31 protein-coding genes, 1 tRNA gene and 2 riboswitches are annotated in these 26,445 nt (G+C 71.4%); of the genes, 22 read left to right on the top strand and 10 right to left on the bottom strand.

Going from position 1 to position 26,445, the window contains the following annotated elements; translation table 11 throughout:
• Positions 1–9 precede the first annotated feature (9 nt).
• The gene (locus ACIGHB_RS26405; protein WP_360312055.1) at positions 10–1,338 is read right to left on the bottom strand and encodes a nicotinate phosphoribosyltransferase; all 1,329 of its coding nucleotides are present in this window, start codon (positions 1,336–1,338) and stop codon (positions 10–12) included.
• 99 nt (positions 1,339–1,437) lie between these two features.
• On the opposite strand from ACIGHB_RS26405, the gene clpS reads away from it, so the two are divergent.
• The 10 genes from clpS to ACIGHB_RS26355 all read left to right on the top strand — a co-directional run bounded on the left by clpS (position 1,438) and on the right by ACIGHB_RS26355 (position 9,102).
• The gene (clpS, locus tag ACIGHB_RS26400; protein WP_282695576.1) at positions 1,438–1,743 is read left to right on the top strand and encodes an ATP-dependent Clp protease adapter ClpS; all 306 of its coding nucleotides are present in this window, start codon (positions 1,438–1,440) and stop codon (positions 1,741–1,743) included.
• Entirely contained in the window at positions 1,743–2,324 is a 582-nt protein-coding gene (locus ACIGHB_RS26395; RefSeq protein WP_360312057.1) for a DUF2017 domain-containing protein, read from the top strand. The genes clpS and ACIGHB_RS26395 overlap by 1 nt, the downstream gene beginning before the upstream one ends.
• A 318-nt stretch (positions 2,325–2,642) precedes the next feature.
• Complete coding sequence (locus ACIGHB_RS26390; protein ID WP_399916349.1) at positions 2,643–4,070, top strand: amino acid permease; 1,428 nt, start codon at positions 2,643–2,645, stop codon at positions 4,068–4,070.
• A 76-nt stretch (positions 4,071–4,146) separates the two neighbouring features.
• Entirely contained in the window at positions 4,147–4,572 is a 426-nt protein-coding gene (locus ACIGHB_RS26385; protein WP_399916347.1) for a Mov34/MPN/PAD-1 family protein, read from the top strand.
• A riboswitch (cobalamin riboswitch) is annotated at positions 4,550–4,692 on the top strand. It overlaps the preceding gene by 23 nt.
• Positions 4,693–4,731: 39 nt before the next feature.
• Positions 4,732–5,706: an ABC transporter substrate-binding protein gene (locus ACIGHB_RS26380; RefSeq protein ID WP_399916345.1), complete on the top strand. Its 975-nt coding sequence runs from the start codon at positions 4,732–4,734 to the stop codon at positions 5,704–5,706.
• A complete protein-coding gene (locus ACIGHB_RS26375; protein WP_360312065.1) occupies positions 5,703–6,764 on the top strand; it encodes an iron ABC transporter permease in 1,062 nt (353 codons plus the stop codon). Before ACIGHB_RS26380 ends, ACIGHB_RS26375 begins: the two co-directional genes overlap by 4 nt.
• Entirely contained in the window at positions 6,761–7,603 is an 843-nt protein-coding gene (locus ACIGHB_RS26370) for an ABC transporter ATP-binding protein (RefSeq protein ID WP_399916342.1), read from the top strand. The genes ACIGHB_RS26375 and ACIGHB_RS26370 overlap by 4 nt, the downstream gene beginning before the upstream one ends.
• A 44-nt stretch (positions 7,604–7,647) precedes the next feature.
• The gene (locus ACIGHB_RS26365; RefSeq protein ID WP_360312067.1) at positions 7,648–7,764 is read left to right on the top strand and encodes a putative leader peptide; all 117 of its coding nucleotides are present in this window, start codon (positions 7,648–7,650) and stop codon (positions 7,762–7,764) included.
• A gap of 103 nt (positions 7,765–7,867) precedes the next feature.
• Positions 7,868–8,146: a MoaD/ThiS family protein gene (locus ACIGHB_RS26360; protein WP_376602743.1), complete on the top strand. Its 279-nt coding sequence runs from the start codon at positions 7,868–7,870 to the stop codon at positions 8,144–8,146.
• Between the two features lie 5 nt (positions 8,147–8,151).
• A complete protein-coding gene (locus ACIGHB_RS26355) occupies positions 8,152–9,102 on the top strand; it encodes a cysteine synthase (RefSeq protein WP_360312071.1) in 951 nt (316 codons plus the stop codon).
• Between the two features lie 30 nt (positions 9,103–9,132).
• Here ACIGHB_RS26355 and ACIGHB_RS26350 read toward each other — a convergent pair whose 3' ends face one another.
• Positions 9,133–9,612, bottom strand: coding sequence for a type II toxin-antitoxin system PemK/MazF family toxin (locus ACIGHB_RS26350; protein ID WP_399916339.1), 480 nt, complete (start codon positions 9,610–9,612; stop codon positions 9,133–9,135).
• A gap of 206 nt (positions 9,613–9,818) precedes the next feature.
• On the opposite strand from ACIGHB_RS26350, the gene ACIGHB_RS26345 reads away from it, so the two are divergent.
• Positions 9,819–10,571, top strand: a complete 753-nt coding sequence (locus ACIGHB_RS26345; protein ID WP_399916337.1) for an MBL fold metallo-hydrolase — start codon at positions 9,819–9,821, stop codon at positions 10,569–10,571.
• An 84-nt stretch (positions 10,572–10,655) separates the two neighbouring features.
• Here ACIGHB_RS26345 and ACIGHB_RS26340 read toward each other — a convergent pair whose 3' ends face one another.
• Together ACIGHB_RS26340 and ACIGHB_RS26335 are read right to left on the bottom strand one after the other, a co-directional pair.
• Positions 10,656–11,909 (bottom strand): PTS transporter subunit EIIC, encoded by a 1,254-nt coding sequence (locus tag ACIGHB_RS26340; RefSeq protein ID WP_360312077.1) that lies wholly within the window; start codon positions 11,907–11,909, stop codon positions 10,656–10,658.
• A gap of 278 nt (positions 11,910–12,187) precedes the next feature.
• Positions 12,188–13,486 (bottom strand): PTS transporter subunit EIIC, encoded by a 1,299-nt coding sequence (locus tag ACIGHB_RS26335; protein ID WP_360312079.1) that lies wholly within the window; start codon positions 13,484–13,486, stop codon positions 12,188–12,190.
• Between the two features lie 237 nt (positions 13,487–13,723).
• Here ACIGHB_RS26335 and ACIGHB_RS26330 point away from each other — a divergent pair, with 237 nt between their 5' ends.
• From ACIGHB_RS26330 to rdgB, 4 genes are all read left to right on the top strand, one after another.
• Positions 13,724–13,957: a glucose PTS transporter subunit EIIB gene (locus ACIGHB_RS26330; protein ID WP_109498534.1), complete on the top strand. Its 234-nt coding sequence runs from the start codon at positions 13,724–13,726 to the stop codon at positions 13,955–13,957.
• Positions 13,958–14,064: 107 nt separating this feature from the next.
• A complete protein-coding gene (gene rph, locus ACIGHB_RS26325) occupies positions 14,065–14,796 on the top strand; it encodes a ribonuclease PH (protein WP_360312081.1) in 732 nt (243 codons plus the stop codon).
• A 145-nt stretch (positions 14,797–14,941) separates the two neighbouring features.
• Positions 14,942–15,331: a hypothetical protein gene (locus tag ACIGHB_RS26320; protein ID WP_360312083.1), complete on the top strand. Its 390-nt coding sequence runs from the start codon at positions 14,942–14,944 to the stop codon at positions 15,329–15,331.
• 8 nt (positions 15,332–15,339) lie between these two features.
• Entirely contained in the window at positions 15,340–15,948 is a 609-nt protein-coding gene (gene rdgB, locus ACIGHB_RS26315) for an RdgB/HAM1 family non-canonical purine NTP pyrophosphatase (RefSeq protein ID WP_399916333.1), read from the top strand.
• A gap of 61 nt (positions 15,949–16,009) precedes the next feature.
• Here the strand turns inward: rdgB and ACIGHB_RS26310 are convergent.
• The 4 genes from ACIGHB_RS26310 to bcp form a co-directional block, all read right to left on the bottom strand.
• Positions 16,010–16,092: transfer RNA gene (locus tag ACIGHB_RS26310), tRNA-Leu, on the bottom strand.
• A 49-nt stretch (positions 16,093–16,141) separates the two neighbouring features.
• Positions 16,142–16,687: an HNH endonuclease signature motif containing protein gene (locus ACIGHB_RS26305; RefSeq protein WP_399916331.1), complete on the bottom strand. Its 546-nt coding sequence runs from the start codon at positions 16,685–16,687 to the stop codon at positions 16,142–16,144.
• 107 nt (positions 16,688–16,794) lie between these two features.
• On the bottom strand, positions 16,795–17,442 hold the full coding sequence (locus tag ACIGHB_RS26300) for an HNH endonuclease signature motif containing protein (protein ID WP_360312089.1): 648 nt from the start codon (positions 17,440–17,442) through the stop codon (positions 16,795–16,797).
• Positions 17,443–17,580: 138 nt separating this feature from the next.
• Complete coding sequence (gene bcp, locus ACIGHB_RS26295; protein ID WP_360312091.1) at positions 17,581–18,048, bottom strand: thioredoxin-dependent thiol peroxidase; 468 nt, start codon at positions 18,046–18,048, stop codon at positions 17,581–17,583.
• A 123-nt stretch (positions 18,049–18,171) separates the two neighbouring features.
• Here bcp and ACIGHB_RS26290 point away from each other — a divergent pair, with 123 nt between their 5' ends.
• From ACIGHB_RS26290 to ACIGHB_RS26280, 3 genes are all read left to right on the top strand, one after another.
• The gene (locus ACIGHB_RS26290) at positions 18,172–18,492 is read left to right on the top strand and encodes a DUF3618 domain-containing protein (RefSeq protein ID WP_360312093.1); all 321 of its coding nucleotides are present in this window, start codon (positions 18,172–18,174) and stop codon (positions 18,490–18,492) included.
• Positions 18,493–18,514: 22 nt separating this feature from the next.
• Positions 18,515–18,850 (top strand): co-chaperone GroES, encoded by a 336-nt coding sequence (locus ACIGHB_RS26285; protein WP_360312095.1) that lies wholly within the window; start codon positions 18,515–18,517, stop codon positions 18,848–18,850.
• Between the two features lie 69 nt (positions 18,851–18,919).
• Positions 18,920–18,982, top strand: a riboswitch (guanidine-III (ykkC-III) riboswitch).
• Between the two features lie 32 nt (positions 18,983–19,014).
• Positions 19,015–19,335 (top strand): multidrug efflux SMR transporter, encoded by a 321-nt coding sequence (locus ACIGHB_RS26280; RefSeq protein WP_360312097.1) that lies wholly within the window; start codon positions 19,015–19,017, stop codon positions 19,333–19,335.
• A 13-nt stretch (positions 19,336–19,348) separates the two neighbouring features.
• On the opposite strand, the gene ACIGHB_RS26275 is transcribed toward ACIGHB_RS26280, so the two are convergent.
• Positions 19,349–21,592 carry a transglycosylase domain-containing protein gene (locus ACIGHB_RS26275; protein WP_399916328.1) on the bottom strand — a complete coding sequence of 748 codons (2,244 nt, stop codon included), beginning with the start codon at positions 21,590–21,592 and terminating at the stop codon, positions 19,349–19,351.
• Between the two features lie 282 nt (positions 21,593–21,874).
• Here ACIGHB_RS26275 and ACIGHB_RS26270 point away from each other — a divergent pair, with 282 nt between their 5' ends.
• From ACIGHB_RS26270 to ACIGHB_RS26255, 4 genes are read left to right on the top strand one after another with little or no spacing between them, the layout of a single operon-like run.
• A complete protein-coding gene (locus ACIGHB_RS26270; RefSeq protein WP_399916457.1) occupies positions 21,875–22,678 on the top strand; it encodes an ABC transporter permease in 804 nt (267 codons plus the stop codon).
• Positions 22,671–23,588: an ABC transporter permease gene (locus tag ACIGHB_RS26265; protein WP_399916326.1), complete on the top strand. Its 918-nt coding sequence runs from the start codon at positions 22,671–22,673 to the stop codon at positions 23,586–23,588. Before ACIGHB_RS26270 ends, ACIGHB_RS26265 begins: the two co-directional genes overlap by 8 nt.
• Positions 23,589–23,594: 6 nt before the next feature.
• Positions 23,595–24,641, top strand: coding sequence for an ATP-binding cassette domain-containing protein (locus tag ACIGHB_RS26260; RefSeq protein ID WP_399916324.1), 1,047 nt, complete (start codon positions 23,595–23,597; stop codon positions 24,639–24,641).
• 13 nt (positions 24,642–24,654) lie between these two features.
• Entirely contained in the window at positions 24,655–25,923 is a 1,269-nt protein-coding gene (locus ACIGHB_RS26255; protein ID WP_360312103.1) for a DUF445 domain-containing protein, read from the top strand.
• A gap of 172 nt (positions 25,924–26,095) precedes the next feature.
• On the opposite strand, the gene ACIGHB_RS26250 is transcribed toward ACIGHB_RS26255, so the two are convergent.
• Entirely contained in the window at positions 26,096–26,398 is a 303-nt protein-coding gene (locus tag ACIGHB_RS26250) for a hypothetical protein (protein WP_360312105.1), read from the bottom strand.
• Between the last annotated feature and the right edge of the window lie 47 nt (positions 26,399–26,445).

The raw sequence follows: 26,445 nt of genomic DNA, 5'->3' as shown, positions 1-26,445 counted from the left end.
GGCGTCGCTCTAGAGGTACTCGGTCGGCAGCACCGGCTCGCCGCGGGAGAGCTGGATCGCCGACATCGGCAGCCCGGCGCGGGCCGCGATGTGACGGGTGCGGGCGGCCTCCAGGGGCTCCCGGGCGACGACCTCGCCGCCCTTGACCAGCTCGACCAGGAGCTGGTCGGCGGCGAGCGCGTCGGGGACCGGGCCGGTGCCGATCACCTCGGCGGCGGCGACGCCGTCGGCGTCCTTGCGGCGCGCGGCCCACTTGCGGCCGCCGACGGACGCCTTGCCGCCCAGCGACTTCTTGGCGACCGGCGTGAGCGGCGCCTTCGGGTCGGCGGAGGCGGCGCGGGCGACCAGCTTGTAGACCATCGAGCAGGTGGGGTGGCCGCTGCCGGTGACGAGCTGGGTGCCCACCCCGTACGCGTCGACCGGCGCGGCGGCCAGCGAGGCGATGGCGTACTCGTCGAGGTCGGAGGTGACCACGATCCTGGTGTCCCGGGCGCCGAGCTCGTCGAGCTGGGCCCGGACCCGGTGGGCGACGAGCAGCAGGTCGCCGGAGTCGATGCGGACGGCGCCGAGCTCGGGCCCGGCGATCTCGACGGCGGTGCGGACCGCCTCCGCCACGTCGTAGGTGTCGACGAGGAGGGTGGTGCCCCGGCCGAGGCTGTCGACCTGGGCCCGGAAGGCGTCCCGCTCGCTGTCGTGGAGCAGGGTGAAGGCGTGCGCGGAGGTGCCGACGGTCGGGATGCCGTAGCGGAAGCCGGCGGCGAGGTCCGAGGTGGAGTCGAAGCCGCCGACGTAGGCGGCGCGGGCGGAGGCGACGGCGGCCAGCTCGTGGGTGCGGCGGGCGCCCATCTCGATCAGGCGCCGCCCGCCGGCCGCCGCCGACATGCGGGAGGCGGCCGCGGCGATGGCCGAGTCGTGGTTGAGGATCGAGAGGATCACCGTCTCCAGGAGCACGCACTCGGCGAAGGAGCCCTCGACGCGCAGGACGGGGGAGCCGGGGAAGTACACCTCGCCCTCGGGGTAGCCCCAGATGTCGCCGGAGAAGCGGTATCCGGCGAGCCATGCGAGGGTCGGCTCGTCGACGATCGACCGCTCGCGCAGGAAGCCGAGGACGGCCGGGTCGAAACGGAAGTTCTCGACGGCGTCCAGGACCCGGCCGACGCCGGCGAGGACGCCGTACCGCCGTCCCTCCGGCAGCCTCCGGGTGAAGACCTCGAAGACGGAGCGCCGGTCGGCGGTGCCGGCCCGGAGGGCCGCCTGGAGCATGGTGAGCTCGTACTGGTCGGTGAAGAGCGCGGTCGACGGCACGTCCACCGGGAGCCCAAGGTCCGCAGCGTTCATGACGACGATGCTAGCGCAGTATTCGTCAGTTTGACGAATAGCCCTGTTCCCGGGTGCCCGTTTGTGCGACGGGGGGTCCCGGGTGGCAGCATGGGGTAAGTGAGCATCGCGCCTATCGAGATCGAACGGACCGAGTCGGCCGAGGAGGTCTCCGCGGTCGTCGAGCCCGACGTCCCCTGGGTCACCCTCGTGCACAACGACCCGGTGAACCTGATGAGCTATGTCACCTACGTCTTCCAGACGTACTTCGGCTACTCCAAGGACAAGGCGCACAAGCTGATGCTCGACGTGCACAACAAGGGGCGCGCGGTGGTCTCCAGCGGCACCCGCGAGGAGATGGAACGGGACGTGCAGGCGATGCACGGCTACGGACTGTGGGCGACGCTCTCCCAGGACCGCGGCTGATGGCCGGCCACTTCGAGGCCGTCCCGGGCGGCGGAGCGGCCGTCGCCCTCGACGAGGTCGAGGTCTCCATCCTGCGCTCGCTCGCCGTCCAGCTCCTGGAGCTGATCGGTCCGGGCGACGAGCCCGGGGCGGACGCCGACCCGCTCGCCGCCCTCTTCGCCGAGGGCCCCAGCGAGCCCCCCTCCGACCCGGCCCTGCGCCGGCTCTTCCCCGACGCGTACGGGGACGACACCGAGGAGCTGCGGGCCGCCGCGGCCGACTTCCGCCGCTTCACCGAGAACGACCTGCGGACCCGCAAGCGCGAGGACGCCCTCGCGGTGGTCCGCGCCCTGGACGGGCTCGCCAGCGAGGGCCCGGAGGAGTCCGCGGTCCTGAAGCTGACCCCGGACGAGTCCCGGGCCTGGCTCGGCACCCTCAACGACCTGCGGCTGACCATCGCCACCCGGCTCGACATCACCGAGGACGAGGAGAGCGAGCGGCTCTACCGGCTGCCGGACAGCGATCCGCGCAAGCCGATGGTGATGGCGTACCTCTGGCTCGGCGCGCTTCAGGAGTCATTGGTCGAGACGCTGATGTCCTGACGGGGACCCGTCACCGGGCGTTCGCTCAGCGGACGCTCAAATCCGGATAACGAACTCGTTATCCGAGGGAACACCTTGCCGTCTTGTATCCCTGTTGTCCGCATTTTTTTGTGGCGCGCGCCACAACCATCTCCCTCGATCACCCCCCGGCCCGTGATAAATCTTCACGACCACTCGGGCACGCCACCCCTGTTCCCGAGGGCGCTTCGGCCGGCTGACCGCCGGTGGCACTCCATCCACATCCGGGGGGATCAGGACCTGATCCGCGGCAGACGCACTCGCAGTCGCGCGGATCAGCATGGAGAAAGGCGCACCACCATGACCTCAGTGCAGGTCGACAAGCAGCACGACGGCACCGACGGGGCCGTGGACGGCGGCGAGGGCTACCAGCGTGGCCTCGGCGCCCGCCAGATCCAGATGATCGCCATCGGCGGCGCGATCGGCACCGGGCTCTTCCTCGGCGCCGGCAAGGCCATCCACAAGGCCGGCCCCAGCCTCATCCTGGCGTACGCGATCGCCGGTCTGGTCATCTTCTTCATCATGCGGGCCCTGGGCGAACTGCTCATGTACCGCCCGGTGTCGGGCTCCTTCGCCGAGTACGCCCGCGAGTTCGTCGGCCCCTTCGCGGGCTTCGTCACCGGCTGGACGTACTGGCTCTTCTGGGTCGTCACCGGCATCACCGAGGTCACCGCGGCCGCCACCTATATGACGTACTGGTGGGACATCCCGCAGTGGATCTCCGCGCTCGTCTTCACCGTGATCCTCTACGGCGCCAACCTGATCTCCGTGAAGCTCTTCGGCGAGCTGGAGTTCTGGTTCTCCATGGTCAAGGTCACCGCCATCATCGGCATGATCCTGATCTGCGCCGGCATCCTCACCGTCGGCTTCTCCGACGCCGGTGACACCGCCACCGTGGCCCACCTGTGGAACCAGGGCGGCTTCTTCCCCAACGGCGTCGGCTCCACCCTGATGACCCTCCAGATCGTGATGTTCGCCTTCCTCGCCGTCGAGCTCGTCGGCGTCACCGCGGGCGAGTCCAAGGACCCGAAGACCGTCCTGCCCAAGGCCATCAACACCGTGCCGTGGCGCATCGCCGTCTTCTACGTCGGCGCCCTGATCATGATCCTGTCGGTCGTCCCGTGGACCGAGTTCCAGCCGGGCGTCTCCCCGTTCGTCGCCGCCTTCGAGAAGATGGGCCTCGGCGTCGGCGCCGCCATCGTCAACTTCGTCGTGCTGACGGCCGCGCTCTCCTCCTGCAACTCCGGCATGTACTCCACCGGCCGCATGCTGCGCGACCTCGCGCTCAACGGCCAGGGCCCGAAGGTCTTCACCCGGCTCACCAAGGGCGGCACCCCGCTCCTCGGCCTGACCTTCTCCGCCGCGCTCATGCTCGTCGGCGTCTGGATCAACTACGTCGCCCCGGGCAAGGCGTTCGAGTACGTCGTCTCCTTCGCCACCATCTCCGGCATGTGGGCCTGGATCATGATCCTGGTCAGCCAGATCCGCTACCGCCGCAAGTGCGACCGGGGCGAGCTCCCCGAGTCCACCTTCAAGGCCCCCGGCGCCCCCTGGACCAGCTGGTTCGCGCTCCTCTTCATCGGCATGGTCATCGTCATGATGGGCGTCGACGAGGGCGCCCGCGTCTCGCTGTACTGCGCCCCCGTCTGGGGCCTGATCCTCACCGTCTCCTACCTGGTGCTCAAGGCCCGCAACCCCGAGGGCGCCGCCTTCGTCAAGCGCTCCTGACCTGCACCGTCTCGGCATCCGGGCCGTTCCGTACCAGTCTTCGGTGCGGGGCGGCCCGTCTGCTTATCCTGTCGGCATGCTGACCATCACCCGGGACCTGTACGACCGGATCGTGGAACACGCCCGCGCGGACCACCCCGACGAAGCCTGCGGCGTCGTCGCCGGGCCGGCCGGCTCGGGCCGCCCCGAGCGGTTCATCCCGATGCTCAACGCCGCCCGCTCGCCCACCTTCTACGAGTTCGACTCCGCCGACCTCCTCAAGCTCTACCGCGAGATGGACGACCGGGACGAGGAACCCGTGATCATCTACCACTCGCACACGGCGACCGAGGCGTACCCGTCCCGCACCGACATCACCTACGCCAACGAGCCCGGCGCCCACTACGTGCTCGTCTCCACCGCCGACACCGACGCCGCCGGCCCCTTCCAGTTCCGCTCGTACACGATCGTCGAGGGCGTCGTGACCGAGGAGGACGTCAAGGTCGTCGAGGCGTACGAGTAGTCTGACCCCGACCTTCAGGGCGGCAGGAACCAGGAAGCCGGTGCGAGTCCGGCGCGGTCCCGCCACTGTGACCACACCCCGTGTGGGAGCCAGGAACTGACCTGCCGCCTTCTCACCACCGATCGGGGACGTGGAAATCCCCGGAGGAGGCCCTCCGCCATGACCCGGCGCCCCCGGCTGCTCGCCGCCACCGTCCTGCTGCCCCTGCTCGCCGCCTGCGCCGGCCCCGCGAGCACCCAGGACACCGCGAAGCCCGCCCCCGGCTTCCCCTACACCGTCACCAACTGCGGCGAGACCACCACCTTCGAGGCCCCGCCGAAGCGCGCGGTCACCATGAACCAGCACGTCACCGAGGTCCTCCTCGCCCTCGGCCTGGAGAAGTCCCTCGCCGGCACCGCCTACCTCGACGACGCGATCCTCCCCGCCTACAAGAAGGCGTACGACTCCGTCCCCGTCCTCTCCAAGGAGTACCCCTCCAAGGAGGCGCTGCTCGCCGCCAACCCCGACTTCGTCTACGGCGGCTACGCCTCCGCCTTCGACGCCAAGGACGGCCGCAGCCGCGACGACCTGGCCAAGGCCGGCATCACCACCCGCCTCAACGGCGAGTCCTGCCCGTCCGGCACCCCCACCGTCGACGACCTCTACCGCGAGGTCACCGAGGTCGGCCGCACCTTCGGCGTCCCCGACCGGGCCGAGAAGTGGAACAAGGAGGCCCGCGCCACCCTCGCCGCCACCGAGAAGCGCCTCGGCGGCCTCGACCCCGTCTCCGTCTTCGTCTACGACAGCGGCGACAAGACCGCCTTCACCGCCGGCGGCAAGGGCATCGGCAACGAGCTCATCAGCCGGGCCGGCGGCCGCAACGTCTTCGCCGACCTCCCCAAGGCGTTCGGCGACGCCGCCTGGGAGCAGGTCGTCGCCCGCAAGCCCGAGGTCATCGTCATCTACGACTACGGCTCCACCACCGTCGAGCAGAAGAAGCAGCGCCTCCTCGACGACCCCGCCCTCAAGGACGTCCCCGCCGTCAAGAACCGCCGCTTCGCCGTCATGCCCCTGTCCGACACCGTCCTGGGCGTCCGCGTCCCCGCCGCCGTCGACAAGCTCGCCGCCCAGCTCCACCCGGCCGCCGGCCGATGACCGCCGTCGCCGCCGCCCCCGCGCGTCCGGCGGCGGCGGCGCCCGGCCGGCGCCGCTTCGCCCTCGTCACGGCCGGGCTGCTCGCCGCCCTCGCGCTCGCCGTGGTCGGCTCCCTCGCGCTCGGCTCCGTACGGATCCCGCCCGGCCAGGTGCTCGACGCCCTCACCGGGCGCGCCGCCCCCTCCCCGTACCGCACCATCGTGCTCGACGTCCGGCTGCCCCGGGTCGTCCTCGGGACCGTCGTCGGCGCCGGGCTCGCGGTCGTCGGGACCGTCCTCCAGGCCCTCGTACGCAACCGGCTCGCCGACCCCTTCCTGCTCGGGATCTCCTCCGGGGCCTCCGCCGGCGCCGTCCTCGTCCTGGTCCTCGGCATCGGCGGCGGGCTCACCACCACCCTCGCGCTGCCCGCGGGCGCCTTCGCCGGGTCCCTCGTCGCCCTCGTCCTCGTCTACGCGCTGGCCCGCCGCGGCTCCACCATGACCGGCCCCCGGCTCGTCCTCGCCGGCGTCGCCGTCTCGTACATCCTCACCGCCCTCACCACCCTCGTCCTCGTCGCCGCGGGCCGCCCCGAGCACTTCCAGGAAGCCCTCTACTGGTCCTTCGGCGGACTCGGCTCCGCCCGCTGGGACACCCTGGTGCTGCCCACCGTCGTCCTGGTCCTCGGCACCGGCGTCCTGCTCGTCCTCGCCCGCCCGCTCGACCTGCTCCTCACCGGCGAGGAGGGCGCCACCGTCCTCGGCCTCGACACCGCCCGCTTCCGCGCCGCCGTCTTCCTCCTCGCCTCCCTCGTCACCGCCGTGATGGTCGCCGCCAGCGGCGCCGTCGGCTTCGTCGGCCTGATGGTCCCGCACGCCGCCCGGCTCGTGGTCGGCGCCTCGCACCGCCGGCTGCTGCCCGTCGCCGCCCTCGGCGGGGCCGTCGCCCTCGTCGTCGCCGACCTCGCCGCCCGTACCGTCGCCGCGCCCCAGGACATCCCCGTCGGCGTCCTCACCGCCCTCACCGGCGGACCCTTCTTCCTCTGGCTGATGCGCCGCCGCCCCGAAGGAGCCGCCCTGTGACCGGACTGCGGATCGAAGGACCGCGTACCGAGGGACCGCCTACCGAAGGACTGCGGATCGAGGGCCTCTCCTACGAGCACCGGCTCCGCGACGCCCACCTCACCGCCCGCCCCGGCGAGACCGTCGGCCTCATCGGCCCCAACGGCAGCGGCAAGACCACCCTCCTGCGCTGCGTCTACGGCACCCTCGCCCCCACCGCCGGCCGCGTCCTGCTCGACGGCGCCGACCTGCGCGCCCTCGGCCCCAAGGCCCGCGCCCGCCGGGTGGCCACCGTCCCGCAGGACTCCGCCACCGAGTTCGAACTCACCGTCCGCGAGCTCGTCACCCTCGGCCGCTCCCCGCACAAGCGGTTCTGGGAGGGCGACACCGCCGACGACACGGCCCGCGCCGACGCCGCCCTCGCCCGCGTCGGCCTCACCGGGCTCGCCGACCGCGCCTACCCCACGCTCTCCGGCGGCGAGCGCCAGCGCGCCCTGGTCGCCCGCGCCCTCGTCCAGGAGCCCGAGCTCCTCGTCCTCGACGAACCGACGAACCACCTGGACATCCGCCACCAGATGGACGTCCTCGCCCTCGTCCGCGCCCTGGGCACCACCAACCTCCTGGCGATCCACGACCTCAACCTCGCCGCCGCCCACTGCGACCGGATCTACGTCCTCGAAGCCGGCCGGGTCGTCACCGGCGGCACCCCCGGGGAAGTCCTCACCCCCGAACTCCTCGCGGCCGTCTACGGCGTGGAAGCCGAGGTCGTCCCGCACCCCAGGACCGGCACCCCCACCGTGCTCTACGTGCCCAGCCAGGTGCCGGGTCCGGCCCTCGGTCAGAAAACATCCAGCATCTGAGATCACATTCCGGAACCCGGACCGGGAATCGATACGATGACCGCATGGTTTCCCACGACGTGAGCGAAGAGACTCCGGGCAGCACCCTGCTCGTGGCACGCCTGCACGTCGACCTGTGCCGCCTCGCCAGCGCGATCTGTCCGTCCCGCGCTGCGCTCTGAGCGACCGGCCGAGCGCACCTCACGCACGACCCCCCTCCGCGCGGGGGCCCCAGCAGCGCGCCCACCACGTCACGTAAGAGTCCTTCCGACAGGAGCCCACGCCATGGCCATCGAGGTCCGCATCCCGACCATCCTCCGCACCTACACCGACGGCGAGAAGGCCGTCGCGGGCAGCGGCGCGACCCTCGCCGAGCTCTTCGCCGACCTGGAGACCCGCCACGCGGGCATCGAGGCCCGCATCGTGGACGGCGGCAAGCTCCGCCGCTTCGTCAACGTCTACCTCAACGACGAGGACGTCCGCTTCCTCGACGGCATCGACACCAAGCTGGCCGACGGCGACAGCGTCACGATCCTGCCGGCCGTCGCCGGCGGCATGGTCTGATCCGGATGCGTTACGACTCCTCGCTGGCGGCGGTCGGCAACACGCCGCTCGTCCGCCTCCCCCGGCTCTCGCCCTCGGACGACGTCCGGATCTGGGCGAAGCTGGAGGACCGCAACCCGACCGGCTCGGTCAAGGACCGCCCCGCGCTCCACATGATCGAGCAGGCGGAGAAGGACGGCCGCCTCACCCCCGGCTGCACCATCCTGGAGCCGACCAGCGGCAACACCGGCATCTCGCTGGCCATGGCCGCCAAGCTCAAGGGCTACCGCATCGTCTGCGTCATGCCCGAGAACACCAGCGAGGAGCGCCGGCAGCTGCTCGCCATGTGGGGCGCGGAGATCATCTCGTCCCCCGCGGCCGGCGGCTCCAACACGGCGGTGCGCGTCGCCAAGGAGCTCGCCGCCGAGAACCCCAGCTGGGTGATGCTCTACCAGTACGGCAACCCGCACAACGCGGGCGCCCACTACGCGACCACGGGCCCGGAGATCCTCGCCGACCTGCCGTCGATCACCCACTTCGTGGCCGGCCTGGGCACCACCGGCACCCTGATGGGCGTCGGCCGGTACCTCAGGGAGCACAAGCCCGACGTCAAGATCGTCGCCGCCGAGCCGCGCTACGACGACCTCGTCTACGGGCTCCGCAACCTCGACGAGGGCTTCGTGCCGGAGCTGTACGACGCCTCCGTCCTCACCACCCGCTTCTCCGTCGGCTCCGCCGACGCCGTCACCCGCACCCGCGAACTCCTCCAGCAGGAGGGCATCTTCGCGGGCGTCTCCACCGGAGCGGCGCTCCACGCGGCCATCGGCGTCGGCAACAAGGCCCTCAAGGCCGGCGAGACCGCCGACATCGCCTTCGTCGTCGCCGACGGCGGCTGGAAGTACCTCTCCACCGGTCTCTACACGGCCGCCACCACGGAAGAGGCCATCGCGGCGGTCCAGGGCCAGCTCTGGGCCTGACCCCGATCCCTAGGGCGTGTCTGACACGCCCTAGCGCGCGAGGTGGCGGACCTGGTCCCACACGACCGGGTCCGCCTCGCCGACCCTCCGCCGGAACTCCCCGAGCGGCACGTCCCGCAGCTCGTCCGTCTCCAGGAAGCTCGGCCGCCCCCGCGCGTCGCCCACCGCCCCCGGCGGCAGCGCGATCACCCCGGGCCGCTCGTCGTGGTACCTGCTGGTGATCTTCGCGACGAGCGCGCTGTCCCCCCGTACGGACAGGACGAGACACGGCCGGTCCTTCGACCCGGGCCCGTCCTCGAAGGGCACCTCCGCCCACCAGATCTCCCGCGCCCGCGGCTCCCGCGCGCCGGGCTTCCGTACGCCGGGCTTCCGGGCCGGCGGGCGGACGCGCCCCGCAGGGCGTCCCGGCGGCCGGGTCCGCACCGAGGTCCGCTTCCTCCCGCCCGCGACCGCCACCACCAGCGCGATCACCACGACCGCGACCAGCGCGGGCCACCACGACGTGTCCATACCCCAGGACGTTACCGGCGCCCGGGTCACCGCGCCGCCGCGCCCCGCCGTCCATCCGAACCGGTGACAGAGCCCGTGAGTTGCCCCACAACGGGACGCCACGAAGGAGCGACCGGCCCCCGTGCGCCTTACGCTCGTCAGACCGCACGGCCTCCCCCTCCCCTTTGCGTGCCTGACCGCACCCGTCCACGGAGGTTCACGCTCCTATGAAGCTCACCGTCGTCGGCTGCTCCGGGTCGTTCCCGTCCGCGGAATCGGCCTGTTCGAGCTACCTCGTCGAGGCCGACGGCTTCCGGCTGCTTCTCGACATGGGCAACGGCGCCCTCGGCGAGCTGCAGCGCCACATCGGCCTGTACGACCTGGACGCGATCTTCCTCAGCCACCTCCACGCGGACCACTGCATCGACATGTGCGGCTATTTCGTCGCCCGCTACTACCGGCACGAGGGCGGCCGCTGCGACGCGCTCCCCGTGTACGCCCCCGAGGGCGCCGAGCAGCGCCTGACCACGGCGTACGCCGACACCCCCTCGCCGAGCTCGATGAGCGAGGTCTTCGACTTCCGCACCCTGGGCTCCGGCACCTTCGAGCTCGGCCCCTTCACGATCCGCACCGAGAAGGTGTGCCACCCGGTGGAGGCGTACGGCATCCGGGTCGAGCACGGCGGCCGCTCGCTGGCGTACTCCGGCGACACGGGCGTCTGCGACGAGCTCCACGCGCTCGCCGACGGGGTGGACCTCTTCCTCTGCGAGGCGTCCTTCACCCACGGCAAGGAGGACATCCCGGAGCTCCACCTCAACGGGCGGGAGGCCGGCGCCCACGCGGCCCGGGCCCGGGTAAGGCGGCTCGTCCTGACGCACATCCCCCCGTGGACCGACGGCGAGCGGAACCTGGCGGACGCCCGCGCGGTGTACGAGGGCCCGGCGGAGCTGGCGAAGGCGGGCGCGGTCTACGAGGTCTGAGCGCCGGACCGGACGCGTACGGACACGGGGAAGGCCCCGGAACCCTGAGGGTTCCGGGGCCTTCGCCGCGTGCGGGGGAGGGACTCACGCCTTGGTGAGGTCCTCGACCTCCTCCTCGGGCTCGCGGCCCGGGGTGGTGAGGTTGAACTTGGTGATCGCGAAGCGGAAGACCACGTAGTAGATCGCCGCGAAGACGAGACCGATCGGGATGATCAGCCACGGCTTGGTCGCCAGGTTCCAGTTGAGCAGGTAGTCGATGCCGCCGGCCGAGAAGGTGAAGCCGGCGTGGACCCCGAAGGCCCAGGTGACGGCCATCGAGACGGCGGTCAGGACCGCGTGCACCGCGTACAGGACCGGCGCGATGAACATGAAGGTGAACTCGATCGGCTCGGTGATGCCGGTGACGAAGGAGGTCAGCGCGAGGGAGACCATCATGCCCATCACGGCCTTGCGGCGCTCGGGGCGGGCGGCGTGCGCGATGGCGATGGCGGCGGCCGGCAGGCCGAACATCATGATCGGGAAGAAGCCCGACATGAAGATTCCGGCGCTCGGGTCACCCGCGAAGAAGCGGTTGAGGTCACCGTGGACGACCTTGCCGGCGGCGTCGGTGAAGTCACCGATCTGGAACCAGGAGACGGTGTTCACGAACTGGTGCATGCCGACCGGGATCAGCGCGCGGTTGATGAGGCCGAAGAGGCCCGCGCCGGCGGCGCCCAGACCCGTCATCCACTCGCCGAAGCTGGAGATGCCGTTGCCGATGGGCTCCCAGACCAGGCCGAAGACGACGCCGACGAGGGTGCCGACGAAGGCCATGATGATCGGGACGAGACGGCGGCCGTTGAAGAAGCCGAGCCAGTCGACCAGCTTGGTGCGGTGGTACTTCTGCCAGATGACCGCGGAGATCAGACCCATGAGGATGCCGCCGAGGACACCCGGGTTGTTGTACTTCGCGGCGATGTCCTCGCCGGGCTGGATGACGGCCTCGGCGACGGGGAACGCCTTCAGCACGTTGCTGTAGACCAGGAAGCCGACCAGGGCGGCCAGCGCGGTGGAGCCGTCCGCCTTCTTGGCGAAGCCGATGGCGACGCCGATGCAGAAGAGCAGGGGCAGGTTGTCGAAGACCGCGCCACCGGCAGTGGCGAAGACCGACGCGACCTTGTCCCAGCCGAGCCCGTCCTTACCGAAGACGTCGGGCTGGCCGAGACGGAGCAAGATACCCGCGGCCGGCAGTACGGCGATCGGCAGCTGCAGGCTGCGACCGACCTTCTGCAGGCCCTGGAACAGGCCGGATCCGCGCTTCTTCGCGGGAGCGGCGGCCTGGGCGGTGGCCGTACTCATCAACTTCCTCCAGTAGGCAAGGCGCCGCCAGAGGACAGGGAAAGGGGGTGACGGCGGCGTCTCGGGAACGCGGTGGTCTGGACCGCGTGGTCTACACCAATGAGTGGTGTAGACCAGTTGTAGCACGTGAGACTTAGATAAGGAACCTGCGAATTTTTCTCCCCCGGGCATAGTGATGAAGGCGTGATGAAGGCGTGACGAAAGGCCCCTGGACCGCGAGGTCCAGGGGCCTTCGAGCGCCTCCGATCCGGGGTCCGAAAGCCCCGGAACGGACGGTTCTACTTCGTGTTGTCCCGCTCCATCTCCTCCTGCACCTCCTCGGGCTCGCGGCCCGGAGTGGGGAGGTTGAACTTGGTGATCGCGAAGCGGAAGATCACGTAGTACACCACCGCGAAGCACAGGCCGATCGGGATGATCAGCCACGGCTTGGTCGCCAGGTTCCAGTTGATGACGTAGTCGATCAGGCCCGCCGAGAAGCTGAAGCCGTCCTTCACACCCAGCGCCCACGTCACCGCCATCGACACGCCCGTCAGCAGCGCGTGGATCGCGTACAGCACCGGCGCGATGAAGAGGAACGAGTACTCCAGCGGCTCCGTGATGCCCGTGACGAACGAGGTCAGCGCCACCGACAGCATCAAACCGCCGACCTCCTTGCGGCGGTTCGGACGCGCGCAGTGGGTGATCGCCAGCGCCGCCGCCGGCAGGGCGAACATCATGATCGGGAAGAAGCCCGTCAGGAACTGGCCGGCCTCCGGGTCGCCCGCCAGGAACATGCTGATGTCACCGTGGACCACCGTGCCGTCCGGCTTCGTGTACGAACCGAACTGGAACCAGATGGGCACGTTCAGGAACTGGTGCAGGCCGATCACCAGCAGCGCGCGGTTCGCCACGCCGAAGATGCCCGAACCCCAGGCGCCGAGCCCGACCAGCCAGTCGCTGAAGCTCTCCAGCGCGTCACCGATCGGCGGCCAGATCCACAGGCAGAGCGCGGCGAAGGCGATGCCGACGAAGGACATGATGATGGGGACGAGACGGCGGCCGTTGAAGAAGCCGAGCCAGTCGACCAGCTTGGTGCGGTGGTACCGCTGCCACAGATAGGCCGTCAGCAGGCCCATGATGATGCCGCCGAAGACGCCCGGGTTCTGGTACGTGTACCCCGCGAAGGAGTCGTCCGCGCCGAGGCAGCCGCCGCCGATGTCGGCCGTCCCCGTCGGGCAGTCCTTCGGGAACTGCCGGAGCACCGTGTAGTAGACGAGGAAGCCGACCACCGCGGCGAGCGCGGTCGAGCCGTCCGACTTCTTCGCCATGCCGATCGCGACACCGATGCAGAACAGCAGCGGCAGACCGAGACTGCCGTCGAGCAGCGCACCGCCCGCGCCGGACATCACCTTGGCGACGTTGTCCCAGCCGAGCCCCTCGGCGCCGAAGACGTCGGGCTGGCCCAGCCGGTTGATGATGCCCGCGGCCGGGAGCACGGCGATGGGCAGCTGCAGACTGCGGCCCATCTTCTGCAGCCCCTGGAAGAAGCCGCCCCACGAGACCTTCCTCGACCGGCCTGCTGCGCTGTCGGTACTCATCGGCGACCTCCCTGTCCCGGAACAACCCGGGGCCGCGTCTCGTTGCACACTGGTGTAGACCACTTGCGGTAGGCTCCGGGAGCCCACTGAGGGCAGGCCGCCGGTGATCGTCATCATTCGGCAGAACGGCGGCATGCGCTCGCGAAGTTGGGCCAACCGTGGGTTACCGTGACGAAGCGGACCGTCGGTGCGCCGATATTCGCGTGTCCCGCGAACAGAACGGACAGGGAGAAAGACATGGCCAGCAAGGCTGAGAAGATCGTCGCCGGGCTCGGCGGCATCGACAACATCGAAGAGGTCGAGGGCTGCATCACCCGCCTGCGCACCGAGGTCAACGACGCCAGCCTCGTCGACGAAGCCGCGCTCAAGGCCGCCGGCGCCCACGGCGTCGTGAAGATGGGCACCGCCATCCAGGTCGTCATCGGCACCGACGCGGACCCCATCGCCGCCGAGATCGAAGACATGATGTGAGCAGCTGACAACCGGCTGACGAGGGCCCGTTCCGGCAGGGGAACGGGCCCTCGTGCGCACCCGGCGGCCGGACCGGGACCCGGTACGGAGGAGGCTAGGCTCGTCCCATGTCTCGCATCGACGGCCGTACCCCCGAACAGCTCCGCCCCGTCACCATCGAACGCGGCTGGAGCAAGCACGCCGAAGGCTCCGTCCTCATCTCCTTCGGCGACACCAAGGTCTTCTGCACCGCCTCCGTCACCGAGGGCGTCCCCCGCTGGCGCAAGGGCAGCGGCGAGGGCTGGGTCACCGGCGAGTACTCCATGCTCCCCCGCTCCACCAACACCCGCGGCGACCGCGAGTCCGTCCGCGGCAAGATCGGCGGCCGCACCCACGAGATCTCCCGCCTCATCGGCCGCTCGCTCCGCGCCGTCATCGACTACAAGGCGCTCGGCGAGAACACCATCGTCCTCGACTGCGACGTCCTCCAGGCCGACGGCGGCACCCGCACCGCCGCCATCACCGGCGCCTACGTCGCCCTCGCCGACGCGATCACCTGGGCCCAGGGCAAGAAGCTGGTCAAGGCCGGCCGCAAGCCGCTCACCGGCACCGTCTCCGCCGTCTCCGTCGGCATCGTCGGCGGCGTCCCCCTCCTCGACCTCTGCTACGAGGAGGACGTCCGCGCCGACACCGACATGAACGTCGTCTGCACCGGCGACGGCCGCTTCGTCGAGGTCCAGGGCACCGCCGAGGCCGAGCCCTTCGACCGCGCCGAGCTGAACGCCCTCCTCGACCTGGCCGCCGCCGGCTGCGCCGACCTGGCCGACCTCCAGCGCAAGGCGCTGGACGCCACCCTCTGAGCTCCGCGCGACCCCTCTCCGGGAGATCCCCTAGGGGAAACCCCTGAGCAACTGCCCTCCCCGGGGGTGCGTCCTTTACGGCGAAGGGCACACGGCCGTACCGTGCGCCCCGTCGATACGTACGCAACCCGGGGAGGACCCGAAAGTGAAGCGCCGCCGCACCATAAAGCTCGCCGTCGCCACGGCGGCAGCCGTGACGACCTTCGCCCTGACCGGCTGCGACGCCATCGACAAGGCGATGGACTGCGTCACGACGGCCGACGCCATCGCCAAGTCGGTGGGCAAGCTCCAGGACGCCGTGTCCAACGCGTCCAACGACGTCACGCAGATCGAGGAGTCCCTCAACTCCATCTCCACGGAGCTGGGCGACCTCAAGGACACGACGGACAACGCCGACCTGTCCAAGGCCGTCGAGGACCTCACCAAGGGCGTCGAGACGGTCCGCGACGCGGTGAAGAACGGCGATGCCACCCCTGACATCACCCCGATCACCAGCGCCGCCACCGAGCTCGGGAAGGTCTGCAGCCCGGGATAATCGGGTCCATGACCCGACAGCGACTGATCCTCGCCACCCGCAACGCGGGCAAGATCACCGAACTCCACGCGATCCTCGCCGACGCGGGCCTCGACCTCGACCTCGTCGGCGCGGACGCGTTCCCGGATGTCCCCGACGTCAAGGAGACCGGCGTCACCTTCGCGGAGAACGCCCTCCTCAAGGCCCACGCCCTGGCCCGCGCGACGGGCCTCCCGGCGGTGGCCGACGACTCGGGTCTCTGCGTCGACGTCCTGAACGGCGCCCCGGGCATCTTCTCCGCGCGCTGGTCCGGCGCCCACGGCGACGACAAGGCCAACCTGAACCTGCTCCTGGCCCAGCTCTCCGACATCGCCGACGAGCACCGCGCGGCCCACTTCGCCTGCGCGGCGGCCCTGGCCCTCCCCGACGGCACCGAGCGCGTGGTGGAAGGCCGCATGGAGGGCACCCTCCGCCACGAGCCGGCCGGCACCAACGGCTTCGGCTACGACCCGATCCTCCAGCCCGCCGGCTCCACCGTGACCTGCGCGGAACTGACCCCGGCGGAGAAGAACGCCATCAGCCACCGCGGCAAGGCGTTCAGGGAGCTGGTCCCGGTGGTGCGGGAGCTGCTGGGCTGAGCGGGGACGGCGAAGGCCCCGCTCGGAGGAATCTGAGCGGGGCCTTCGATGTGAAGCTCTGTGCGGCCTGAGGGATTCGAACCCTCACGGGATTACTCCCATCGCACCCTAAATGCGAGGCGTCTGCCGTTCCGCCAAGGCCGCCGGTCGCCTGCCATCGTAGCGGCAGACGGTGAGTTGGGGGCAGAGGCGTCTAGATCGGCTGGTGGCGCTCGCCTCCTCGGCACCAGGTGCTGGTGACCGCATGACAGTTGGGGCACAGCAGGCGCAGGTTCTCGCGCCGGTCATCGCTCCGGTCTCCGTTGACGTGGTCGATCTCCAGCGTCATCGGCTTGCCGTGCCACTGGGAGCCGACACCGCAGCCGGCGCATTGGTCCGGCGCGCCGGCCTCCCGCAGGGCGCGGCGCAGCGTCCGGGTGCTGGTGCGGCCCCCGGTGTCTCGCCGTACCAGGATCTCGTCCGGCCGCTTGGCGCTCGGGCTCCGCTTCCCGCGCTGGTGCGACTGTCCCAGGAAGTGCGCGGTCGACAGGTCGTCGTCGGCGACCCACTTCTTCAGATTGGCGTGCTGGGATTCGTTGTCCTTCCGGCCCAGGCGGCGCAGGACTTCCCGGAACGAACAAGACGAGGCGATCGCATCCCGCAGTTCGGCCGTGCTCGGCCGATGGTCTCGGCCGAAGGGCGGGAAGTGCGAGACGTCGATGTCGAAGTGGGCGAAGCGCCGCATCAGATACCGGGTCAAGTGGCCGTTCGGCTCTGCTCCGAGGAATGCCACCGCTGCTTCGATGTCTCCGCAGCAGGCAGCAGCCGCGGCCAGTCGCTCACGCGTGTACCGCCTGCCATCCGCCGTCACCTGGCACGTCCCTTCCCGCGCCCGCGATAGTTGTCCGTGGTGGAGTGACAGTTCGGGCAGAGCAGCCGCAGGTTCCCGGGTAGGTTGTTCCGCCAGTCGCCGTCCATGTGGTCGACCTCGAGCGGCAGGGGATGGCCACGCCAGGTCGCACCGACGTCGCACAATGCGCACTCTTGCTTGACGCCGGTCTCCAGAAGCGCGCTCCTCAGGCGGCTGCCCCGGACGCGCAGGGGATGCGGTGAGGTGTTCAACACGAGAACCTCCTCCGGGGTCCGACGGCGCGGGCTGCGCCTCATGCGCGCGGTCGTCGGCGGCGTGAAGTGTGTGGTGTCGATTCCGTACGCCTTGATCCGACGACTGATGTGCGCGTGCTGGCCGCCGACCAGGTCTACCCCGAGCCTGCGGAGAACGTCCCACACGCTGCTGGACGCCGCGACGGCCTCCGCCAGCACTTCCCGCGTCCACCGCACCCCCTCCCGCTCGAAGTGCGAGGTGTCCACGCCCAGCTTCCGCATCCGCGCGGACAGGTACGACCGCGTCGAGCTCTTCGGGTCCACCCCCAACCGCTCCAGCGCCTCCGTCAGCGTCCGTGCCCCTCGCGCCGCCGATTCCAGCCGGTCCTTCGTGTACGGGCTCGTGCCCATGTGATCCCCTCCCCAGTACGGATCTCGTACGGACTAACGAGCCGAATATCGGACGGTTACGCCGATCGTGTGCGGAAAGCGGACGGGCCCGCACCCCCGTCGAGGGAGGGTGCGGGCCCGTCGCGGGGACCGGGTGGGTCAGATGCCCAGATCGCGGATGATCTTGGCCACGTGGCCGGTGGCCTTGACGTTGTAGAAGGCGTGCTCGACCTTGCCGTCCTCGTCGACGACGACCGTGGAGCGGATGACGCCCGTGACGACCTTGCCGTAGAGCTTCTTCTCGCCGAAGGCGCCGTAGGACTCCAGGACCGACTTGTCGGGGTCGCCGACCAGGGTGACCTTGAGGTTCTCCTTCTCGCGGAACTTCGCGAGCTTCTCCGGCTTGTCGGGGGAGACGCCGATGACGTCGTAGCCGGCGGCGGCCAGCACGTCGAGGTTGTCGGTGAAGTCGCACGCCTGCTTGGTGCAGCCCGGGGTGAGGGCGGCCGGGTAGAAGTAGACGATGACCTTGCGGCCCTTGTGGTCCGCGAGGGAGACCTCGTTGCCGTCCGCGTCGGGCAGGGTGAAGGCGGGGGCGGTGTCGCCCGGCTGCAGTCGCTCGCTCATGGCTCGCTCTCCTCGGGGTATGCGCGTACGCGATGAGCCTAATGGGGGTCGGGGGCCGCCTCCCGGCGGCGGAACTGACAGACTGTCCACCAACGACCGGAATACGACTACGGAGGCAGCGCGGTGTCGGACGCCAGGACCCCTGCGCAGATCGAGGCGGACATCGTCCGCCGGCGCGACCAGCTCGCCCTCACGCTCGACGAGATCGGCATTCGGGTGCATCCGAAGACGATCATCGGAGACGCCAAGGCCAGGGTCGCCTCGACCGTCGACGAGACCGCCGGACGGGCGTTCGTCGCCGTCAACCGGGTCGTCTCCGACGTGAAGGCGCGTTTCACCGACGAGGACGGCGCCCCGCGCCTGGAGCGCGTGGTCCCGGTGGCCGTGGTGGCCGTCGCGGTCGTCGGGCTGCTGCTGACGTCCTCCCGGCGGCACAAGGGCTGAGCCCGGCCGGTAGGTTCGTCCCGTGAGCGAGAACACGCACGACAAGCTGCCCATCCGGATGCTCCACGACCGGGTCCTGGTCCGCACCGACACCCCGGAGGGGGAGCGGCGCTCCGGCGGCGGGATCCTGATCCCGGCGACCGCCGCGGTCGGCCGGCGCCTGGCCTGGGCCGAGGTCGTCGCGGTCGGGCAGAACGTCCGGACCGTCGAGATCGGGGACCGGGTGCTCTACGACCCCGAGGACCGGGCCGAGGTGGAGGTGCGGGGCGTCGCCTATGTGCTGATGCGCGAGCGGGATCTGCACGCGGTGGCGGCGGACCGCTTCCAGAGCACGGACTCGACGGGTCTGTATCTGTAGCGGCGGTATCCGTCTGGATCTGTGGAAAGGCCCTGGTGACCGGTGTCACCAGGGCCTTTGCCCGTACTTTGCTAGGCTGGAACCGCCCCGACGAGACGCGCCGTACCGGGTTACGCGAAAAGACGACGCACTCCTGTTGTTCCGTCTCGCGGAGGTGTGTCGTCATGGCCTGGGTTCTTCTGATCATCGCGGGTCTGCTCGAAGTCGGCTGGTCGATCGGGATGAAGTTCACCGAGGGCTTCACCCGTCTGTGGCCCAGCGTCTTCACCGGTGCCGGGATCGTCGCCTCGATGCTGCTGCTCTCGCAGGCCGCCAAGACCCTCCCCATCGGTACCGCCTACGGCGTCTGGGTCGGCATCGGCGCGGCCGGCGCGGCGGTGGTCGGCATGGTGGTGCTGGGTGAGCCGGCGACCGCCGCCCGGATCTTCTTCGTCGTGCTGCTGCTGGTGGCGGTGGTGGGGCTGAAGGCCACCTCGGGCCACTAGGTCCGTTCGGGGGCTAGGGCCGTTTGGGGGCCGCCGGACCCGGGCGCTTCGCGGGGCCCGGGCCCGCCTCGCCCGTCTCGTACCAGTCCTCCGGGCCTTCCCTGTCGCCTTCCCTGTCGTCCTCCCTGGGGCCGTCCCTGCCGTCCCTGCCGTCCTCTCCGCCGTCCTCCGGTCCGTCCGGGAGCGGGGGGACCTCGGGGAGTTCGGCGCCCGGCATCAGGTGCAGGTCGAAGTCGCGTACGGGGGCGTCCGCGAGGGCCTCGCGGGTGAAGCGGGCCCAGATCTCGGCCGGCGGGCCGCCGCCGTTGACGCGGGGGAGGCCCAGGGCGCCGTAGAGGGGTTTCTGGGCGCCGGTCTCCGGGTCCTGGCCCATCAGGGCGACGACGGTGGCGAGTTCGGGGGTGTAGCCGGCGAACCAGGCCGCCTTGTCGTCCTCGGCCGTGCCGGTCTTGCCGGCCGCCGGGCGGCCTGCGGCGAGCGCGGCCGTGCCCGTACCGGTCTCGACGACGCTCCGCAGCACGGCGGTGGTGGTGTCGGCGGCCTCCCGCCCGACCGCCTGCCGGGGCTCCGACGAGGGCAGCGGCAGCGGCTCCCCGTCGCGGCTGAGCGCGGCGACCAGGGTGTGGTCGCCGCGCCGGCCGTGCGCGGCGAGCGTCGCGTACGCCTGCGCCATGTCGAGGACGCTCGCGGTGGCCGGGCCGAGGGCGATGGAGGGGGAGGCGGTGAGGTCGGGGGTGGTCGGGGGCAGGCCGAGGGCGACGGCGGTGCGGCGCACGTGCGAGGGGCCGACGTCGACGGCCATCTGGGCGTAGACGGCGTTGACGGAGAGGTCGGTGGCGGTGCCGACGGCGATCTCGCCGTAGCTCTCGCCGTCCTCGTTGGCGGGGTCGTACGGGGCGCCGGGCCAGCCCTCGACGGGGCGCCGGTCGGTGCCGTCGTAGAGCGTGTACGGGGTGATCGGCTCGCCGTGCTGGGTCCTGGCGCCGCTCTGGACCGCGGCGGTGAAGACGAAGGGCTTGAAGGTCGAGCCGACCTGGTAGTCGCGGCGGGTGGCGTTGCTGACGTACTGCTCGGTGTAGTCGACGCCGCCGTAGAGGGCGACGACGCTGCCGGTGGCCGGCTCGACGGCGGCGGCGCCGGCGCGCACGTACCGGTCGGTGGGGTGCGTGGCGGGGTCGAGGCGGTGGGTGACGCGGTCCTCGACGGCCCGGACGAGCGCGGCCTGGCGGTCGGGGTCGAGGGTCGTGACGATCCGGAAGCCGCCGCCCGCGAGGGTCTTCTCGTCGACGATCCCGCGGCCGGTCAGGTACTCCTCGACGGCCTGGACGACGTAGCCGCGCTGGCCGGAGAGGCCGGTGGCGGGGCGGGCGGTCTGGGGGTCGGGGAAGCGGAGGGCGGCGCGTTCGCCGGGGGTGAGCCAGCCTTCGCCGACCATGCCGTCGAGGACGTAGGCCCAGCGGGCGAGGACGGCGGGGCGGTGCTCGGGGTGGGTGGTGACGTCGTAGGCGCTCGGGGCCTTGAGGAGGGCGGCGAGGTAGGCGCCCTCGGCCGGGGTGAGGCGTTCGACGTCCTTGCCGTAGTAGGCGTGCGCGGCGGCCTGGACGCCGTAGGCGTTGCGGCCGAAGTAGCTGGTGTTGAGGTAGCCCTGGAGGATCTCGTCCTTGGTCTTCTCGCGCTCCAGCTTGATCGCGATGAAGAACTCCTTGGCCTTGCGGGTGAGGGTCTGCTCCTGGCCCAGGTAGTAGTTCTTGACGTACTGCTGGGTGATGGTGGAGCCGGACTGCCGGCCCTTGCCGGTGACGGTGTTCCAGCCGGCGCGGACCATGGCCTTGGGGTCGACGGCGCGCGAGGTGTGGAAGTCGCGGTCCTCGGCGGCGAGGACGGCCTGCCGGACGTGCAGCGGGATCCGGTCGAGGCGGACGTTCTGGCGGTTGACCTCGCCGTCCCGGGCGAGGACGGTGCCGTCGCGGTAGAGGTACAGGTTGGACTGGGCGAGCGCGGCGGCGTTGGCGGCCGGGATGGACACCAGCAGGTATCCGGTGACGAAGGCTCCGGCGAGCAGCGCTCCGCCGAGCAGGAGCGTCCCGACGGCGGCGCGCAGCAGCCGCCGGGGGAGCGAGGCCCTGGTCCGGGCGCGGGGGCGGGCGCCGGGGCGGGCGCCGGCGGCGGGCGGGGGCGTGGGGAGGGTGGGGTCCCTGGGTTCCCAGCCCGGGTCCGGAGGTGGTGCGGCGGAGGAGGAGCGCACGGAAGGGGACATGGCATCACATAGTGCACACAAAGCGGGCAAAACTCCCGAAGGTGGTGGGTGACCGCCGAGAAAAAGCCGGGATGATGCCGGGGGAGGGGCGGGGGGAGAGGCCGGGGAGGGGCGGGGGACGGCAGGGGGAAGAGGCCGGGGAGGGGCGAGGGAAGAGGCCGGGGCAGGTGGGGCGGTGGCCGGGAAGGACGCCGGGAAATCCGGTCGCCCTGGTGTGTCCCACACCACTAAGGTCGTGCGCTTCGTCCGTTTTCCGCATGCCCTTCGAAGGGAAGCACCATGCTGCGGCTGTACGCGACCGTGGCCGCGGGCGGCTTCCGGCGGTACGCCACCTACCGGGTGGCCACGCTGGCGGGCCTCTTCACCAACACGGTCTTCGGTTTCGTCTTCTCGTACACCTACATCGCGCTGTGGGCCGAACGCCCCCAGCTCGGTGGCTACTCCATGTCCGACGCCCTCGCCTACGTCTGGATCGGGCAGGCCCTCCTCACCGTCTGCGGCCTCATGGGCGGCGGCTTCGAGGAGGAGCTCATCGAACGCATCAGGACCGGCGACATCGCCGTCGACCTCTACCGCCCCGCCGACCTCCAGAGTTGGTGGTGCGCGGCCAACGCGGGCCGCTGCGCCTACCAGTTGCTCGGCCGCGGCGCCGGCCCCCTCGTCATCGGCGCGCTCGCCTTCGGGTTCACCCTTCCGGACGGTCCGGCCGGCTGGGCCGCCTTCCTGCTCGCGGTGGCCCTCGGCTCGCTCGTCGCCTTCGCGCTCTGGTACCTGGTCGCGATGAGCGCGTTCTGGCTCCTCGACGGCCAAGGCGTGGTCCAGGTCGCCTGGCTGTCCGGCCTCTTCTTCTCGGGGATGCTCCTCCCGCTGAACGTCTTCCCCGGCGCGCTCGGCGAGATCGCCCGGGCCCTGCCCTGGGCCGCGCTGCTCCAGGTCCCGGCCGACGTCTACCTCGGCCGCTACAGCGACGGAGCCGGCCTCGCCCGCGCGTACGGCTTCCAGCTCGGCTGGCTCGCCCTGCTGCTGGCGGCGGGCCGCGCGGCCCAGGCGGCGGCGACCCGGAAGGTGGTGGTGCAGGGTGGCTGAGTCACTGCCGACCGACACGCGCGTCGCCCCGGGGGTTGCGCCTCCCGGCCGCGCGGGCGACGCCCGGCGGGAGGACGCGTACCGGACGCCCCGCCGCCGCGCGGGCGACGCCCTGCGGACGTACCGGATGGTCGCCGCCATGTGGATCCGCTCCACCATGACCTACCGCGCCTCCTTCGCGCTGACCCTCGTGACCTCCTTCTGCGTCACCTTCTTCGACTTCGTCGTCATCCTCCTGATGTTCGGACAGGTCCGGGGCCTCGGCGGCTTCTCCTTCGCCGAGGTCGCCTTCCTGTACGGCACCACGGGCACCGCCTTCGGGATCGCCGACCTGACGCTGGGCTCGCTCCAGCGGCTGGGGCGCCGGATCCGGGACGGCTCGCTCGACGTGTTCCTGCTGCGCCCGGCTCCGCTGCTCGCGCAGGTCGCGGCGGACCAGTTCGCCCTGCGCCGGCTCGGCCGGGTGCTCCAGGGGCTGATGGTGCTGGTGTGGAGCCTGGTGCTGCTCCGCGACGAGGTGGCGTGGTCCTGGCCGAAGGTCCTGATGGTGCCCGGGATGGTGGCCTGCGGGGCGGTGATCTTCATGGCGGTGATGGTGCTGGGCGCGTCGGCGGTCTTCTGGCTCCAGGACGGGGCCGAGGTCACCAACTCGTTCACCTACGGCGGCAACACGCTGCTCCAGTACCCGCCGACGGTGTTCGCCCAGGACCTGGTGAAGGGCGTGGTGTTCGTGATCCCGCTGGCCTTCGTGAACTGGCTGCCCGCCCTGTACGTCCTCGGCCGCCCCGCCCCCGCGGGAGTGCCGTCCTGGACGGCCTTCGCCGCCCCGCTCGTCGCCCTCGCCTGCTGCGGCGTCGCGGGCCTGGCGTGGCGGGCGGGCATCCGTTCCTACCGATCGACAGGAAGCTGACCCCGCATGTCCACCACGTCACCCACACCCACACCCACGCCCACGCCTCTCGCCGAGGCCGTGCCCCTCATCGAACTGGACGGCCTGGAGAAGACCTTCACCGTCCGCCGCCGCGCGGGCCTGCTGCGCCGGGAGCGGCGGGAGGTCCGCGCCGTCGACGGCATCTCCTTCACCGTGGACCGGGGCGAGATGGTCGGCTACATCGGCCCGAACGGCGCCGGGAAGTCCACCACCATCAAGATGCTCACCGGCATCCTCACCCCCAGCGGAGGCCGCCTCCGCGTCGCCGGCATCGACCCCGCGCGGGAGCGGACCCGCCTGGCCCGCCGCATCGGCGTCGTCTTCGGCCAGCGCACCACCCTCTGGTGGGACCTGCCGCTGCGCGACTCGTACCGGCTGGTCCACCGCATGTACCGGATCCCCGACGACCGCTACCGGGAGAACCTCGCCCGCTGCGTGGACCTCCTCGACCTCGGCGACCTCCTCGACGTGCCCGTACGCCAGCTCTCCCTCGGCCAGCGGATGCGCGGCGACATCGCCGCCGCCCTCCTCCACGACCCGGAGGTGCTCTACCTGGACGAGCCGACGATCGGCCTCGACGTCGTCTCGAAGTCCCGGGTCCGGGCCTTCCTCCGCGAACTGAACACGACGCGCGGCACCACCGTCCTCCTCACCACCCACGACCTCACCGACATCGAACAGCTCTGCTCCCGGGTCATGGTCATCGACCACGGGCGGCTGATGTACGACGGCGACCTCGCCGGCCTGCACGAGGCCGGCGACGGCGAACGGCTGCTCGTGGTGGACCTGGCGCGGGAACTCCCGCCCATCGACGACGTCCCCGGCGCCCGCTTCGTACGGGCCGACGGGCCGCGCCAGTACCTCGCCTTTCCGGCCTCCGCCTCCGCCGCGCCGCTCGTCGCCGCGGTGGCGGAGGCGTACCCGCTCGTGGACCTGTCGGTGCGGGAGCCGGACATCGAGTCCGTGATCGCGAAGATGTACGGAGGGCGGTACGGGGGAACTCGTGAGGAGCGCCGGGAGTCCCTGATGTGAGGAGGTCTGGCGGATGGTGAGTTTCACGTACACGGCAGCGGACGAGGAGAAGAGCAGAGGCGTCCGCAGGATGAAGGCCCTGGCGACGGGGCTGCTGGCACTGGTCGCGGTGGTCTACGCCCTCGCGACCTGGGCGGAGAACGCGGGCGCGGGCGCCTGGGCGGGGTACGTGGCCGCGGCGGCCGAGGCCGGCATGGTCGGCGCGCTGGCGGACTGGTTCGCGGTGACGGCCCTCTTCCGGCACCCGCTGGGGCTCCCGATCCCGCACACGGCGATCATCCCGACGAAGAAGGACCAGCTCGGCGCCTCGCTGGGCTCCTTCGTCGGGGAGAACTTCCTCTCCGCGGACGTCGTACGGGGCAGGCTGCGCGCCCTCGGCGTGGCCCGGCGCCTCGGCGCCTGGCTGGCGGAGCCCGCGCACGCGGACCGGGTGACGGCCGAGGCGGCGACCGCGCTGCGGGGCGCCCTGACGGTCCTGCGGGACGCGGACGTCCAGGCCGTGGTCGGCGAGGCGATCACCCGCCGCGCCGACCAGGCCGAGATCGCCCCCGGCCTGGGCAAGACCCTGGACCGCATGGTCACGGAGGGCGCCCACCACCGGGCGGTCGACCTGGTCTGCGTCCGCGCCCACGACTGGCTCGTCACCCACGGCGACTCGGTGATGGACGCGGTCCAGGGCGGCGCCCCCGGCTGGACCCCCCGCTTCGTGGACCGCAAGGTCGGCGAGCGCGTCTACAAGGAGCTGCTCCGGTTCGTCACGGAGATGCGCGACATGCCCACCCACCCGGCCCGGGGCGCCATCGACCGCTTCCTCACGGACTACGCGGCCGACCTCCAGTCCGACACGGACACCCGCGCCCGGGTGGAACGCCTCAAGTCGGACCTCCTGGCCCGCCCCGAGATCCAGGACATCATCGCCTCCGCCTGGGCCTCGGTCCGCGCCCTGATCCTCGCGGCGGCCGAGGACGACCAGAGCCAGCTCCGCCTCCGCGCCCGCGCCTCCCTGATCTCCCTCGGCAAGCGCCTCGCCTCCGACCCCCGCCTCCAGGCGAAGGTCGACGGCTGGCTGGAGTCGGCCGTGACGTACGTGGTCACCACCTACCGCGCCGAGATCACCTCCCTGATCACGGACACGGTCGCCGGCTGGGACGCCGACCAGACCTCGAAGAAGATCGAGGCCAACATCGGCCGCGACCTCCAGTTCATCCGCATCAACGGCACGGTGGTCGGCGCCCTCGCGGGCCTGGCGATTCACACGATCAGCCACGCGCTGGGCGGCTGACGGGGGCACCTCGGGGGCGGGCAGGACTCAGCCCTTGGGCGGGTGGGGCTCAGCCTTCGGAGGCGGGTGGGGCTCAGCCTCCGGAGGCGGGTAGGGCTCAGCTCTTGGGCGGGTGGGGCTCAGCCTCCGGAGGCGGGTGGGGCTCAGCCCTTGGCTCTTGGGCGGGTGGGGCTCAGCCCTTGTCGCGGGTGACGGCCCACGCGGTGGCCGCCATCCCGCCGGCCACGGAGAACACCGCGGGCCAGGCCCCGACCTTCTTGGCCAGCGGATGCGACCCGGCGAACGCCGCCACATACGCCCCGGCCAGCCCCGCGGCCACCTTCCCCCCACCGACCCGCTGCCACTCCCGGGCGGCCACCCCGCCGGCCACCGCCAGCACCACCCCACCGAGCGGCCGCTTCCCGCTCCACCGCGCGACGGCGTATCCGCCGACGAGTCCGGCGGCGGCTATGGCGGGGGAGGGGATGGGGGGCATGACGGGGCCTTCTTCCGATGTAAGGGGTGTCGTCTCCTCGAGCCTAG

The organism is Streptomyces sp. NPDC085460 (genome assembly GCF_044541975.1).
GTDB lineage: Bacteria > Actinomycetota > Actinomycetes > Streptomycetales > Streptomycetaceae > Streptomyces.
Note: the sequence above shows the minus strand (reverse complement) of the source record. Positions and strands in the feature narration are given on the sequence as shown.

Excerpts from the sequence above, each read along its gene's own strand:
- ACIGHB_RS26405 (WP_360312055.1), bottom strand. The coding sequence starts at position 1,338 with ATGAACGCTGCGGACCTTGGGCTCCCGGTGGACGTGCCGTCGACCGCG.
- ACIGHB_RS26395 (WP_360312057.1), top strand. The coding sequence starts at position 1,743 with ATGGCCGGCCACTTCGAGGCCGTCCCGGGCGGCGGAGCGGCCGTCGCC.
- ACIGHB_RS26390 (WP_399916349.1), top strand. The coding sequence starts at position 2,643 with ATGACCTCAGTGCAGGTCGACAAGCAGCACGACGGCACCGACGGGGCC.
- ACIGHB_RS26385 (WP_399916347.1), top strand. The coding sequence starts at position 4,147 with ATGCTGACCATCACCCGGGACCTGTACGACCGGATCGTGGAACACGCC.
- ACIGHB_RS26380 (WP_399916345.1), top strand. The coding sequence starts at position 4,732 with ATGACCCGGCGCCCCCGGCTGCTCGCCGCCACCGTCCTGCTGCCCCTG.
- ACIGHB_RS26375 (WP_360312065.1), top strand. The coding sequence starts at position 5,703 with ATGACCGCCGTCGCCGCCGCCCCCGCGCGTCCGGCGGCGGCGGCGCCC.
- ACIGHB_RS26365 (WP_360312067.1), top strand. The coding sequence starts at position 7,648 with ATGGTTTCCCACGACGTGAGCGAAGAGACTCCGGGCAGCACCCTGCTC.
- ACIGHB_RS26360 (WP_376602743.1), top strand. The coding sequence starts at position 7,868 with ATGGCCATCGAGGTCCGCATCCCGACCATCCTCCGCACCTACACCGAC.
- ACIGHB_RS26355 (WP_360312071.1), top strand. The coding sequence starts at position 8,152 with ATGCGTTACGACTCCTCGCTGGCGGCGGTCGGCAACACGCCGCTCGTC.
- ACIGHB_RS26350 (WP_399916339.1), bottom strand. The coding sequence starts at position 9,612 with ATGGACACGTCGTGGTGGCCCGCGCTGGTCGCGGTCGTGGTGATCGCG.
- ACIGHB_RS26345 (WP_399916337.1), top strand. The coding sequence starts at position 9,819 with ATGAAGCTCACCGTCGTCGGCTGCTCCGGGTCGTTCCCGTCCGCGGAA.
- ACIGHB_RS26340 (WP_360312077.1), bottom strand. The coding sequence starts at position 11,909 with ATGAGTACGGCCACCGCCCAGGCCGCCGCTCCCGCGAAGAAGCGCGGA.
- ACIGHB_RS26335 (WP_360312079.1), bottom strand. The coding sequence starts at position 13,486 with ATGAGTACCGACAGCGCAGCAGGCCGGTCGAGGAAGGTCTCGTGGGGC.
- ACIGHB_RS26330 (WP_109498534.1), top strand. The coding sequence starts at position 13,724 with ATGGCCAGCAAGGCTGAGAAGATCGTCGCCGGGCTCGGCGGCATCGAC.
- rph (WP_360312081.1), top strand. The coding sequence starts at position 14,065 with ATGTCTCGCATCGACGGCCGTACCCCCGAACAGCTCCGCCCCGTCACC.
- rdgB (WP_399916333.1), top strand. The coding sequence starts at position 15,340 with ATGACCCGACAGCGACTGATCCTCGCCACCCGCAACGCGGGCAAGATC.
- ACIGHB_RS26300 (WP_360312089.1), bottom strand. The coding sequence starts at position 17,442 with ATGGGCACGAGCCCGTACACGAAGGACCGGCTGGAATCGGCGGCGCGA.
- bcp (WP_360312091.1), bottom strand. The coding sequence starts at position 18,048 with ATGAGCGAGCGACTGCAGCCGGGCGACACCGCCCCCGCCTTCACCCTG.
- ACIGHB_RS26280 (WP_360312097.1), top strand. The coding sequence starts at position 19,015 with ATGGCCTGGGTTCTTCTGATCATCGCGGGTCTGCTCGAAGTCGGCTGG.
- ACIGHB_RS26275 (WP_399916328.1), bottom strand. The coding sequence starts at position 21,592 with ATGTCCCCTTCCGTGCGCTCCTCCTCCGCCGCACCACCTCCGGACCCG.
- ACIGHB_RS26260 (WP_399916324.1), top strand. The coding sequence starts at position 23,595 with ATGTCCACCACGTCACCCACACCCACACCCACGCCCACGCCTCTCGCC.
- ACIGHB_RS26255 (WP_360312103.1), top strand. The coding sequence starts at position 24,655 with ATGGTGAGTTTCACGTACACGGCAGCGGACGAGGAGAAGAGCAGAGGC.
- ACIGHB_RS26250 (WP_360312105.1), bottom strand. The coding sequence starts at position 26,398 with ATGCCCCCCATCCCCTCCCCCGCCATAGCCGCCGCCGGACTCGTCGGC.